Genomic DNA, 12266 nt, shown 5'->3' on the forward strand with positions numbered 1-12266 from the left:
AAATATTTTTGTTCCTTTGCAGAGATAAAATTGTTTTTAGAATTCTAAAATACCCAATGGAAAACATTAACGAAGAAGTCCACAAAGCTTTTGAAATTATTAAAGAAGGCGGAATCATTCTCTATCCTACCGATACTGTTTGGGGAATAGGTTGCGATGCAACCAATCCTGAAGCCATAGCTAAAATCTACAAACTAAAACAACGCGAAGAAACTAAAAGCATGATTGTTTTAGTGAATGGAGAAAGAATGATTTATAATGTATTTAAAGACATTCCTGAAGTAGCCTGGCAAATCATAGATTTATCTGAGAAACCAACTACATTAATCCTGGATGAACCTAGAAACGTTGCTAAAAATCTAATTGCTACCGACAATACCTTGGCAGTACGCTTAGTAAAAGAACCTTTTTGTTATAAATTATTAGAGCGTATGAAAAAACCTTTGGTTTCCACTTCGGCTAATATTTCAGGACAAGCTACTCCAAAATCCTTTAAAGAAATCAGTCCTGAAATTATAAAAGGTGTAGACTATGTTGTAAATTTGCATCGCGAAAAAATTTGCCAGAATCCATCAACCATCATTAAGTTGACCAATGATAGTCAGGTAAAAATTATAAGAAAATAAATAATTATGCCACAAATTCACTAATTATATTTTCTAAAAACACCTTGTAATGACACAAATTATCTACAAAGAAGAAAGTTTTCAAATTATGGGAATTCTATTTGATGTACATAATAATTTAGGACGAGGTTTTTCAGAAATTGTATATAAAAATGCTTTAGAATATGAATTAAAAAAACTTAATATCCCTTTCGAAAGAGAAAAAGAATATGAAGTGCACTACAAAGACATAATTTAAATCATAAATTTTATGCCGATTTCGTGGTTTATGATACAATTATTTTAGAATTAAAGTCATGTAAAAAACTAGACTCAAAACATATTGCTCAATGTATTAATTACTTAAAAGTATCATCAAATAAATTAGCAATTTTAGTCAATTTTAACAACAAATCTCTTGAATACAAAAGAATTGTTTTGTAAAATCAATAAAAAAATTTGTACCACTTTAGAGTAAAAACAATTAAATATTTAATTCGTGAATTCGTGGCAAACACATTATGAACTACAAAAACAACCTACATCATCCAATTTTCGAAATCATTTCTCAAGCTTCAAAAGAATTGAATGTTGATAGCTACGTCATTGGCGGTTTTGTGAGAGATTTAATTTTAGGACGTGATTTTAAAAAAGACATCGATATTGTTGCAATAGGTAGCGGAATCGAATTAGCCTTAAAAGTATCTGAATTACTTCCTAAAAAACCTAAAGTTCAGGTTTTTAAAACCTACGGAACAGCAATGCTCCGTTTTGAAGACACTGAAATTGAATTCGTAGGTGCTCGAAAAGAATCTTACACCCACGATAGTAGAAACCCCATTGTAGAAAATGGCACCTTAGAAGACGACCAAAACCGACGTGATTTCACTATAAACGCATTGGCTTTATCATTAAACGAGTCTAATTACGGGGAATTATTAGATCCTTTTGATGGCTTAAAAGACATCGAACACAAAATTCTAAAGACCCCTTTAGATCCAGATATCACTTATTCTGATGATCCGTTGCGAATGATGCGTGCCATCCGATTTGCAACCCAATTGAACTTTGAAATTGAAGAAAATTCGCTTCAAGCCATTTCAAAAAATGCTGAACGTATCAAAATCATTTCCGGAGAACGAATTGTTGATGAACTGAACAAAATTCTATCCACAAGCAAACCTTCCATTGGTTTTTTACATTTATATAAAACAGGACTTTTAGATATTTTAATTCCTGAATTAACTGCTTTAAACCAAGTAGAAGAAATTGAAGGACAAACCCACAAAAACAATTTTTATCATACCCTTGAAGTAGTAGACAATATCTGCCCTAATACGGATGATGTCTGGCTACGCTGGGCAGCGCTCTTGCACGATATTGGTAAAGCACCAACGAAACGTTTCAACAAAAAACAAGGTTGGACTTTCCACGGACATGAATTTTTAGGCGGAAAAATGGTCAAAAAACTATTTGAACGCTTGCACATGCCATTGAACCAAAAAATGAAATTTGTTCAAAAAATGGTAATCATGAGTTCGCGACCAATTGTGCTTTCGCAAGATATCGTTACCGATTCGGCGGTACGCAGATTGGTTTTTGATGCTGGAGAAGATGTCGAAAATTTAATGACACTTTGCGAAGCTGATATCACAACTAAAAACCCAGCAAAATTCAAGAAATACCATAAAAATTTCGAGATTGTACGTAAAAAAATTGTTGAAGTTGAGGAAAAAGATTCTATCCGAAATTTCCAACCTCCTATTTCAGGCGAACAAATCATGGAAATTTTTGATTTGAAACCCTCAAGAGAAATTGGAATTTTAAAAGAAGCGGTAAAAGAAGCCATTTTAGAGGGAGAAATCCCTAACGGATACGAAGCGGCTTATGAATTTGTTATAAAAAGGGCCAAGAAATTAGGATTAGAAAAAGTCACTAAATAAATATTCATTCAGTAGCAAAAAAATAAAACTTCATTATGTCCGTTTATTAATAATAACAAACAATAATGCCCCAAAAATGCAGAATACAAAATGAGAAAAGAAAATAAATCCGTTATAATTTGGCTACTTTCAGGCTGCGTATTAATTTTTTTAATGGTTATTGTTGGTGGAATCACCAGATTAACCAATTCAGGTTTATCCATGACCGATTGGCACCTCATCACCGATACCTTACCTCCACTTACCGAAGCTAAATGGCAACAAGCTTTTGAGCAATACAAGCAATTTCCTGAGTATCAAAAAATCAACATCCATAATGATTTTACACTTTCCGACTATAAATTCATTTATTTCTGGGAATGGTTTCACCGCTTTATAGGACGTGCTATCGGAATGGTTTTTATCATTCCTTTTATTTACTTTTTAATCAAAAAGAGACTTGATAATGCCACCATCAAAAAATGTTTAATTCTTCTAGGACTTGGCGGGCTTCAAGGATTTTTTGGTTGGTTTATGGTAAAAAGTGGATTAATTGACAATCCAGATGTTAGCCATTTTAGACTAGCCTTACATCTAACAACTGCTTTTGTAACTTTTGCTTACACTTTTTGGGTAGCTCTTGATTTAATTTATCCTGTAAAAAGAAATATCGAGAAATCACTTCGCAATATTGCCCGTTATGCGTTGTTTTTCTTGTTGTTACAAATTATTTACGGAGGTTTTGTTGCGGGTTTAAATGCGGGTTTAATTCACAATCACTGGCCTTTAATGAGTGATGGTCAATTTATACACGATAGTGTTTTTATAGAAAAAGACAGTCTATTTTCGTGCTTCACCGAGGGCAAAAGTGGTGTGCAATTCATACACAGAACCTTAGCATATATAGTAGTTGGAATGATGCTTTTCTTGTATTTTAAAAGTAGAAAATTCAATTTAGACTTCAATCAAAAGGGAGGGATTCTAACATTAGTTTTTCTTGTTTTTGTACAATTCGCTTTAGGCGTTTTCACTTTGCTATACGGAGTTCCATTATGGCTGGGATTAATTCACCAAATCAATGCGTTTTTCCTTTTATCAGCAATGACATATAGCTTGCACCGATTGTCTAAATAATATTTTTTAACTATATTTACTAAAGACTATATTGTCGCATTTCTATTTCATTGTTTATGAATGTCAAAACTTGCTGCACAAGATAAATTTATAGATTTATCAGATTACGGAAGATTTGCGGGAAAAAAGATTGCCAATACATTAAAAAACACTGGATTTACACCCATACATGTCACATTGCTTTTTGGTGCATCAGGACTTCTTGCTATTTATTTTATTTTAACCAAACAGTATTATTTAGCTTGCGTCTTTATCATACTAAAATCCATAATCGATGCTGCCGATGGTGAATTGGCTCGGATAAAAAAAACACCCTCCTACACAGGGCGTTATCTAGACAGTCTTTTTGATATTATCTTGAATTTTTTGTTTCTAAGCGCCATTTGTAGTGTAAGCGACAGCTCTTTTCAAGCTACCTTAGTCGCTTTTTTTTGTATTCAATTACAAGGAACCTTATACAATTATTACTATGTAATCCTTAGAACCAAATCAATAGGTGGCGATAAAACCAGTAAGATTTTTGAAAATAAAACCCCCAAAGCTTTGGCTGGTGAAAGTCAAAAATGGGTTAGCATCATGTTTTGGTGTTATAAAATCGTATATGGTGGCTTTGATAAGATCATTCAAAAGTTAGACAGTAGCGCACCTAAATTAAAAACATTCCCAAACTGGTTCATGACCTTAGTTTCTTTGTACGGTTTAGGTTTTCAATTACTGTTAATTTGCCTTATGCTGGCGTGTAACTGGATTGAATTCATCATTCCATTCTTCATTTGTTATTCTCTATTAATCCCCATTTTAATAGCTATTAGAAAAGTATATATAAAACAAAAAGAGTAAACTAAGTGTTTACTCTTTTATATTTAAAGCATGCAATTACTTAGATTATTATTTACTCTTAATACTGCAACCTATTGCTTTAGTAACTTCTGGCGATGGTGTTTTTCCGCTTTCTAATGCCGCAATGGCATTTTCAAGATATTTATCTCTTACTTCAGCAGCACTATCCACATTGTCATCTATAGCGCCAATGTATTTTACCACTCTATTTTTGTCCAACAAAAATACATGAGGCGTTTTAGTTGCTCCATATTGAGGGAATATTTTCTGTCCTTCATCAAACAAATAAGGAAAAACGAAACCTTTCTCTTTGGCTCTTTTTTGCATTAATTCATAACTATCCGCAGGCACCAGAGCTGGATCATTTGGATTAATTGCTAACAAAATATAACCTTTAGACTTGTAATTTTTAGCCAAATCATTAATACGATCTTCATATTTTTTAGCAAACGGACAGTGATTACACGTAAAAACAATTATAAAACCTTTTGCATTCTTATAATCAGCCATACTGTACATTTTACCATCTACTGATTTTAGTTTAAAATCGGTAGCTGTATCACCTATTTTATACGGAGTTGGTGGACTAACCGTGAAAGCTGTCGTACAAAGCACCGACACAAACAACAAAAGAGAAGCTACAATTTTCATAATACAAAGGTATTAGTTAACAATAGAATTCACATATTCGTTAAGTTCTTCATAGCTAGAAAACATCTTTTCTACGAAAAACTTTTTACCATTTTTTATCACTAAAGTGGCCGGAATTGATCCTGACCAATCTTTATCTACAGTAGGAAGCCATGCATTATAATCCTTATCGGTAAGCAAAACTACCTCAGATTTGATTGCTTTCTTTTTCAAAAAAGGCAACAATTTTGTTTCATATTGATTCTTAAAATCCAAACTCACTAGTACTACTTTTACATTTTTATTTTCAGAATTGAGTTGTTCAAAATGGGGTAATTCTTTCACACAAGGAGCACACCAAGTGGCCCAAAAATTAACCACATAAGTTGTATTTGAGTCACTCAAAACTGCCTTTTCTAACTCTGAATAAGAATCAAAAACAGCTACTTTTTGAGCTTGAATTTGAACTGAAAAAAGAAACATAAAAGCTCCTATAATATACCATTTCATATATTGTTTTTTTTTAATTATCAACCGAACGAATTTACAATCTTTAAATTGTTTTTCGCATTCAATTAACATAAAATTATTACCAAGTCTTACATAAAAAAGTTTCTCTTCAAGTCAAAAAAAGAGTCCTTTTAGGAAGTCAAAAACAACACTTTTAAGACTCCAAATTCAGTCCTAAAAACACCATAAAAACAACTTAAATTCAGAGTAATTTTAGAGCTAAAATTTAACTCAAAATAGACTCCAAAAACATCGAAAAAACAAACAAAAAAGCTTCAAAAAAATACCCAAAAAACACTCCTGATTTTTTAGATTTTCTATCCAATAAAAAACGAAAGCATTTTCGAAAATTGGAATTAAAACTAAAATTCAAAAAACTAAATCGAAAATTTAAGCAACAAAAATCCTTAATTTAAAAATCTAATTTCATTTTAAGTCCGCAAAAAAAATGTATTTTTTTGAAGTAAAAAACCACTCAGAATTAAACTATAAAAAAGCTTACTATTATAAAAAACAAAACATACTTTTACAAATCATAACTTTACATATAAACAAAATTTTAATTCTTCAAAAAATATTATTTTTTTTCAGATTCAACAACAAAATCCTAAAAAAAGCTTTAAAATACAGGAAAAAAACACCATAGAAATAATCTATACCAATAATTCAAAAAATTAAATTCCAATCTTTTAAGTTAAACCATTTAAACTAAAAAATCAACACACACAATTTTAACCTTCAAAGACACAAAACTAAACTGTAGAACAAGAAGTCCACAAAAAAACTTCGTTACTAAATTCAAATAATTACATTTACCTAAACTAAAACTTTAAACACAAAAAAAGCTTTTCTCCTCTTCAAAAACACCTTCTTTCCATTCCTGTTTTCTGCTACCAAATTCTAGTTTAAAAACCCCAATTTACACTTACACTACATTTATAAAAAGAAATAGTCTTCGCAGCATGAGAACAGATTTGCATTTTTATTCTATATTTACAAGAAGCAAAATCAGAGTAAAAAACAGAACCCACACTCATCTTTTTTCACCAGACTTTTTGCGCTAAAAAAACAAAAGAAAAACAGCTTTTTTTAACCAAAAAAAGCACTCAAAAAACACCCTCAAAAAACACTAAAAAAACGCCTCTTAAAATATGAAAACAGAGAAAGAAAAAATGATCGATGGAGAGCACTATTTAGCTGGTGATACTACCCTTGTAAAAGACCGAAGAAGAGCTAAAAATTTATTACACCGACTTAATGTAACAGAGTACCGATTGACAAAAAAAGCGAAAGAAATTTTAAAAGAACTGATTCCAAATGCAGGATCCAATTTGTACATTGAACCACCTTTTCATTGTGATTATGGCTACAATATTATATGTGGAGAAAACGTGTATTTCAATGTCAATTGCGTGGTTCTAGATTGCAGCACTGTGACCATTGGCTCTAATGTATTTTTTGCTCCTGCAGTACAACTTTATACCGCTACTCACCCACTCGATGCGGAGCTCAGAAAGACACTTGAAAATGCCTTACCAATAACTATAGGTAACGATTGTTGGATAGGTGGCAATACCGTAATTTGTCCTGGAGTAACAATTGGAAACGGCTGCGTCATTGGAGCTGGATCAGTAGTTACTAAAAACATCCCAGAAAATTCTCTTGCCGTAGGCAATCCCGCAAAAGTCATTCGGAAACTAAATAAATAAATCATGCCACACCTTTTAGCAAAACTCAACAATGTACCTTTTGAAATTATCAAAGAGGTTTTAGAAAAAGACAAAGCCTTTCATTCATCAAACGGAATGTATCTGGAAGAACTCTGGCAAAACGCAGATAACAGCGATGAAGTATTATTTCTGTTTAAAATTGATTCGGTAGCAAACACCAAAGCTCTTATTAAAGAATTACATTCGGAAGCTTTAGCACAAAACCCAGAAGCCAATTTACCCCAAATGACTTATCTTAAATAGAAATGCTACAACTAAACAAAATTCATCACATAGCCATCATTTGTTCTGATTATGAAAAATCCAAAATGTTCTACACCGAAATTCTTGGATTAAAAATAGTACGCGAAGTATATCGAGCAGAACGCAAATCCTACAAACTTGATTTAGCAATAAATAACAATTACTGCATTGAATTGTTTTCCTTCCCTAATCCACCCGAAAGACCTTCGGCACCAGAAGCCAGAGGATTACGCCATTTGGCATTTGCAGTTGAGAACCTAAACCAAACCGTTGCATTATTACACACTAAAGATATCGAAGTAGAACCTATTCGAGTAGATGAATTTACTCAAAAACGATTTACCTTCATTGCCGATCCTGATAGCTTACCCATTGAATTTTATGAACTTTGATTTTTTTTAACTCAATTTTATTATAACAAAACAAGGTCGTTTTTTTAAATATCATTTCTTTTTAGCTAATTTTACAATCCTTTTTAACAATTTGTTATACAAAAATTAGTTCTGATGAATAAAACGGCGCAAATCAAAAAAAATCATCAATACATCAAACTTAGAAAACTAGTTATTGTTTCTATCCTAATTGGTTTTCTTTCAGCATTTTTAGGAATCAGTTTAAAAAAAATGACCGAATATTACGAGGAGATATTCTTTCATCAAGCCAATGGAAATCCGTTTTTTTATATCCTCTTTCCTATTTTTGGTTTATCTGTTATTTACTTTTTGCGTCAGTATCTTTTTAAGAAAAAAGAAAATAAAGGCATCAAAGAGGTTTTTGAAAGCACTAATTCTAAAAGCAAAAATCTTCCATCTTATAAAATTCCTTCTCATACTATAAATGGGTTACTAACGGTTATTTTTGGAGGTTCTACAGGAATAGAAGTTTCTACCGTAGTTGCCACAGCCACCATAGGTTCCGTAGCACAACAAAAAGAGAATATCTTTCGTCAATACAAAACAGAACTGATTTGCGCAGGCGTTGCCGCAGGAATTACTGCTTTATTTAGCAGTCCTATCGCTGGTATTTTATTTGCCTTAGAAGTAATTTCAAGAAAAGTAACCCGTGCTTTTGTCATTTCAAACTTAATTGCCGTTTGTATTGCATTTGGCTTATTGACACTTTTAAAAGAAACCCCTTTGTTTTCGGTTGCTATCACGACCTGGCATCTAAGAGCTATCCCTTACTTTATTTTATTAGGGATTTTAGCTGGAATCAATTCGGTGTATTTAACCAAATGTGTGATGTTTTTCAAATCGCAATTTTCAAAAATTGAAACACACTATTACAAAATCATTATGGGTTCGGCAATCTTAAGCATTTCACTTTTTATCTTTCCACAATTGTATGGAGAAGGATATCACGCTATAAAAACAATTATCAATGCGAATAACGAGATTCCTTTAACGCTTACACTAGCACTTAGCTTTCTAGGCATTTTACTTCTAAAACCAATCGTTACTTCCATTACATTAGCTTCAGGTGGCGATGGAGGTGTATTTGCTCCTAGTTTATTTATTGGGGCCTTTTTAGGCTTATTAGTAGCCTCAGTACTTAATACTTTTTTTGACACTCAAATTATCCCAATTAATTTTATGGTCATTGGAATGGCTGCAGTTTTAAGCGCTAGCATCCACGCTCCATTTACAGCCATCTTTTTAGTTTGCGGACTTACTAATAATTATACTTTGTTTTTTCCAATACTAGCTGTTTGCTTTATTTCTAAATATACCGCCAAAATGATTTACCCAAACACGGTGTACACTTTTGTTCCTAGTATTTAAATTTAAAATCATGCCAACTCGCAAAATTAAGAGCGGTTATCGCAAAACCCGCTACATCCTTTACAAAGAAACATTAATTGACTACAAAGAACAATTTTGGTCTTTTCTAGGCTCTTTCGTAGGAATAGGACTTATTTCTTATTTTCAAAGCCAACAATTCGCCCAACAAGATGTTGTTTATTTAATAGGTTCTTTTGGTGCCTCCAGCGTATTGGTGTATGGAATCATCGAAAGTCCCTTCTCACAACCTCGAAATCTTATTGGAGGACATTTAATTTCAGCTATTATTGGCGTTACCATACATCATTTATTTCCAGATACTTTATACATAGCTGCTCCTCTAGCGGTTTCTCTGTCTATTGTTTTAATGCAAATAACTAAAACACTACATCCACCCGGAGGAGCAACGGCACTAATTGCCGTAATTGGAACCCAAAAAATCAAAAATTTAGGCTATTGGTACGTACTATCTCCTGTTTTAAGCGGAGTACTTATCTTGTTGTTTACTGCTTTAATTTTTAACAATATGACCTCAAGCCGTAAGTATCCTGCACACAGCACTTACCACAAACGTTACTTAAAAACAATAAAACGACTCATCAAGGGCAACTAATTAAAAGCCAACAGTCTTCCTCTTTTTTTTATAAAAATTAACTAATCGCATTGGGATTAAAAAGGATTAAATGTACCTTTGACTTTTTTATAAAAACAACGATTATGGTTTATAAATTTAGAGTAATCTTAGACGCAGAAGAAGATATTTTCAGAGATATCGCTATACTAGATGACGATACTTTAGAAGATTTACACAATGCTATCTTCAACTCCTTTGGATTTGATGGTATGGAAGTCGCTTCTTTTTACACCTGTGATGAAACATGGAATCAAGAAGATGAAATTTCACTTTTTGACACTGGCGACGTTCCTGGTGAACAACGAATCATGAGTGATTATAAACTTTCGGACATTCTTGACGAAGAAAACACTAAAATCATTTATGTATATGATTTTATTAATATGTGGACTTTTTTAGTTGAACTTGCCGCAATCGAAGAGCAAAGTGCAGGAGCTATTTATCCAGAAACTTTATTCTCTCACGGCGAAATGCCCGATGAAGCTTTAGAAAAAAACTTTGAAGCCGACAATGCAGATGATTTTTATGACGAATTTGAAGATGGCCTAGACGAAGACGACATGGATATGTTTGAAGGAGACGACAGCTACGAAGATTACGGCTTTGAAGAAAATTGGAACTAGAATAACCCGATACTAAGAATCAAGAGCCAAGATGAAAGACTTCAAAAAACTGTCTTTTTTCTTGGCTCTCGCATCTAAAAACAAAACAACACATGATCAACTTATTCAACACGCACATCGAGACGCTTTCTATTCACAGAGTAGGAAATAAAAGCCGAAATGAGGCTATCTTTTTATCTGAGCAACCTTTTAATCTTCAAGACGAAATTGTTCCGCTTATAAAAGAATTCTTTTTCAAACCTTTTAGAGAAAAGGAAGAAAATTATTTTCAGTTTGCCCATGAAGTGGATTTGGATTACAATGACATGTACAAGTATGCCACTGAAATATTTGACAACCCAAGCAATTTGCATGAAGTTTCTAAAAACATCACCAAACACTTATTCGAACAATCCAATCACCCACACATTAAAAATGGGGAAGTTTATGTGACTTATTTAACCAACATCAACATCGATAATAATGTAGTTGATGCTATTGGCGTTTTTAAAAGTGAGTTGCAAAGCGACTTTTTACAATTTGAAGAAAAAGAATCTAATCTAGAAATGATTTTACAACAAGGAATCAATTTGAATAAATTAGATAAAGGTTGTTTGATTTTCAATCATAAAAAAGAAGAAGGCTACAAAATATTAACTGTTGATAGCAACCGTTACGATGCACGCTATTGGCTAGAACATTTCTTATCAGTAGATGCATTTGAAGACGAGAATTTCATCACTAAAAAATATTTGAAATTTTGCCAAGGTTTTGCAAAAGATGTTGTTTTCCCTGCCGAGGACAAAAAAGAAGAAGTAATGTTCATGAACCGCTCTGTAAATTACTTTGCAAAAAACGATCAATTTGAAGAACAAAATTTCTTAAACGAAGTATTAGACAATCCGGATTTGATCCCTGAGTTTAAAAACTACAAAGTAGATAAAGGTGAAAAATACAGTATTGAAGATGTTACTTCATTCCCCATTGCAAATGCCGCTGTAAGCGATGCTAGAAAGTCTATTAAAAACGTTATTAATCTCGATACTAACATTCAAATTAAAATGGATTTTATCAATCCTGAAAGTGCTGAAAAATTTGTTGAAAAGGGCTGGGATGAAGAAAAACAAATGTACTATTACTTAGTATATTTTAATAAAGAACAAAAATCTTAGTTATTTCAAATTTCAATTTCACTATTTCCTCTATCTCCATCTGTTAAAACAGTTGGAGATTTTTTTTAACTAAATACTTTTTAAAGAAAGTTTATACTTATGAAATTATTAAAAAACGCTTTTAATCGATTTTTAATACACTTTTATCTATAATTTATTTATTTTTATGTTTCCCAAAATAAATTAACCTGCTTTTATTATGAATATAACAACAATAAAAAAGCTTATCACAAGCAAGAAGATTTTATGCTCCATTTTTGATCATAAAATTGTTACTTCTAGAAACATAACCAACCATTTAAAAGAATACAAATGCACAAGATGCAATATGGAATTAACGAATGATGAAGAAGGAGATATTACTTACTTGACTCCAGAATTAAAAGAGGTAAACCAAGCTTTAAAGTATTTTTATCAAAAAAAACATTTGGTTAAACAGCATTAAAATTAAGAATACAAATTT

Annotated in this window: 14 protein-coding genes and 1 pseudogene; 13 read left to right on the forward strand and 2 right to left on the reverse strand. The window is 32.1% G+C overall.

What is annotated here, in order from left to right:
- The first annotated feature begins 56 nt into the window (after positions 1–56).
- From AC4FRF_RS16675 to AC4FRF_RS16695, 5 genes and pseudogenes are all read left to right on the forward strand, one after another.
- A complete protein-coding gene (locus AC4FRF_RS16675) occupies positions 57–626 on the forward strand; it encodes an L-threonylcarbamoyladenylate synthase (RefSeq protein WP_491161287.1) in 570 nt (189 codons plus the stop codon).
- Positions 627–714: 88 nt separating this feature from the next.
- Positions 715–1049, forward strand: a pseudogene (locus tag AC4FRF_RS16680) (GxxExxY protein).
- Between the two features lie 77 nt (positions 1050–1126).
- A complete protein-coding gene (locus AC4FRF_RS16685) occupies positions 1127–2548 on the forward strand; it encodes a CCA tRNA nucleotidyltransferase (RefSeq protein ID WP_491161289.1) in 1422 nt (473 codons plus the stop codon).
- Positions 2549–2638: 90 nt separating this feature from the next.
- Positions 2639–3661 carry a COX15/CtaA family protein gene (locus AC4FRF_RS16690; RefSeq protein ID WP_491161291.1) on the forward strand — a complete coding sequence of 341 codons (1023 nt, stop codon included), beginning with the start codon at positions 2639–2641 and terminating at the stop codon, positions 3659–3661.
- 60 nt (positions 3662–3721) lie between these two features.
- Positions 3722–4501: a CDP-alcohol phosphatidyltransferase family protein gene (locus AC4FRF_RS16695; RefSeq protein ID WP_491161293.1), complete on the forward strand. Its 780-nt coding sequence runs from the start codon at positions 3722–3724 to the stop codon at positions 4499–4501.
- A gap of 48 nt (positions 4502–4549) precedes the next feature.
- Here the strand turns inward: AC4FRF_RS16695 and AC4FRF_RS16700 are convergent, their stop codons facing one another.
- Together AC4FRF_RS16700 and AC4FRF_RS16705 are read right to left on the reverse strand one after the other, a co-directional pair.
- A complete protein-coding gene (locus tag AC4FRF_RS16700) occupies positions 4550–5152 on the reverse strand; it encodes a thioredoxin family protein (protein ID WP_491161295.1) in 603 nt (200 codons plus the stop codon).
- Positions 5153–5164: 12 nt separating this feature from the next.
- Entirely contained in the window at positions 5165–5641 is a 477-nt protein-coding gene (locus tag AC4FRF_RS16705; protein WP_491161297.1) for a TlpA family protein disulfide reductase, read from the reverse strand.
- A 1151-nt stretch (positions 5642–6792) separates the two neighbouring features.
- Here AC4FRF_RS16705 and AC4FRF_RS16710 point away from each other — a divergent pair.
- From AC4FRF_RS16710 to AC4FRF_RS16745, 8 genes are all read left to right on the forward strand, one after another.
- Positions 6793–7350, forward strand: a complete 558-nt coding sequence (locus tag AC4FRF_RS16710) for a sugar O-acetyltransferase (protein ID WP_491161299.1) — start codon at positions 6793–6795, stop codon at positions 7348–7350.
- A 3-nt stretch (positions 7351–7353) separates the two neighbouring features.
- Positions 7354–7614, forward strand: coding sequence for a hypothetical protein (locus AC4FRF_RS16715; protein ID WP_491161301.1), 261 nt, complete (start codon positions 7354–7356; stop codon positions 7612–7614).
- A 2-nt stretch (positions 7615–7616) separates the two neighbouring features.
- Complete coding sequence (gloA2, locus tag AC4FRF_RS16720) at positions 7617–8006, forward strand: SMU1112c/YaeR family gloxylase I-like metalloprotein (RefSeq protein ID WP_491161303.1); 390 nt, start codon at positions 7617–7619, stop codon at positions 8004–8006.
- Positions 8007–8120: 114 nt separating this feature from the next.
- Complete coding sequence (locus AC4FRF_RS16725; protein WP_491161305.1) at positions 8121–9395, forward strand: chloride channel protein; 1275 nt, start codon at positions 8121–8123, stop codon at positions 9393–9395.
- A 10-nt stretch (positions 9396–9405) separates the two neighbouring features.
- Positions 9406–10008 (forward strand): HPP family protein, encoded by a 603-nt coding sequence (locus AC4FRF_RS16730; protein WP_491161307.1) that lies wholly within the window; start codon positions 9406–9408, stop codon positions 10006–10008.
- 104 nt (positions 10009–10112) lie between these two features.
- The gene (locus AC4FRF_RS16735; protein WP_491161309.1) at positions 10113–10652 is read left to right on the forward strand and encodes an IS1096 element passenger TnpR family protein; all 540 of its coding nucleotides are present in this window, start codon (positions 10113–10115) and stop codon (positions 10650–10652) included.
- Between the two features lie 92 nt (positions 10653–10744).
- On the forward strand, positions 10745–11803 hold the full coding sequence (locus AC4FRF_RS16740; protein ID WP_491161311.1) for a nucleoid-associated protein: 1059 nt from the start codon (positions 10745–10747) through the stop codon (positions 11801–11803).
- Positions 11804–12002: 199 nt separating this feature from the next.
- On the forward strand, positions 12003–12248 hold the full coding sequence (locus tag AC4FRF_RS16745) for a DUF1660 family phage protein (protein ID WP_491161312.1): 246 nt from the start codon (positions 12003–12005) through the stop codon (positions 12246–12248).
- Positions 12249–12266: the final 18 nt, after the last annotated feature.

The sequence above is a fragment of the Flavobacterium sp. ST-158 genome, assembly GCF_058309975.1.

Bases quoted from the DNA above. Each gene is read 5' to 3' on its own strand.
- AC4FRF_RS16675 (WP_491161287.1), top strand. From the start codon at position 57: ATGGAAAACATTAACGAAGAAGTCCACAAAGCTTTTGAAATTATTAAA.
- AC4FRF_RS16685 (WP_491161289.1), top strand. From the start codon at position 1,127: ATGAACTACAAAAACAACCTACATCATCCAATTTTCGAAATCATTTCT.
- AC4FRF_RS16690 (WP_491161291.1), top strand. From the start codon at position 2,639: ATGAGAAAAGAAAATAAATCCGTTATAATTTGGCTACTTTCAGGCTGC.
- AC4FRF_RS16695 (WP_491161293.1), top strand. From the start codon at position 3,722: ATGTCAAAACTTGCTGCACAAGATAAATTTATAGATTTATCAGATTAC.
- AC4FRF_RS16700 (WP_491161295.1), bottom strand. From the start codon at position 5,152: ATGAAAATTGTAGCTTCTCTTTTGTTGTTTGTGTCGGTGCTTTGTACG.
- AC4FRF_RS16705 (WP_491161297.1), bottom strand. From the start codon at position 5,641: ATGAAATGGTATATTATAGGAGCTTTTATGTTTCTTTTTTCAGTTCAA.
- AC4FRF_RS16710 (WP_491161299.1), top strand. From the start codon at position 6,793: ATGAAAACAGAGAAAGAAAAAATGATCGATGGAGAGCACTATTTAGCT.
- AC4FRF_RS16715 (WP_491161301.1), top strand. From the start codon at position 7,354: ATGCCACACCTTTTAGCAAAACTCAACAATGTACCTTTTGAAATTATC.
- gloA2 (WP_491161303.1), top strand. From the start codon at position 7,617: ATGCTACAACTAAACAAAATTCATCACATAGCCATCATTTGTTCTGAT.
- AC4FRF_RS16725 (WP_491161305.1), top strand. From the start codon at position 8,121: ATGAATAAAACGGCGCAAATCAAAAAAAATCATCAATACATCAAACTT.
- AC4FRF_RS16730 (WP_491161307.1), top strand. From the start codon at position 9,406: ATGCCAACTCGCAAAATTAAGAGCGGTTATCGCAAAACCCGCTACATC.
- AC4FRF_RS16735 (WP_491161309.1), top strand. From the start codon at position 10,113: ATGGTTTATAAATTTAGAGTAATCTTAGACGCAGAAGAAGATATTTTC.
- AC4FRF_RS16740 (WP_491161311.1), top strand. From the start codon at position 10,745: ATGATCAACTTATTCAACACGCACATCGAGACGCTTTCTATTCACAGA.
- AC4FRF_RS16745 (WP_491161312.1), top strand. From the start codon at position 12,003: ATGAATATAACAACAATAAAAAAGCTTATCACAAGCAAGAAGATTTTA.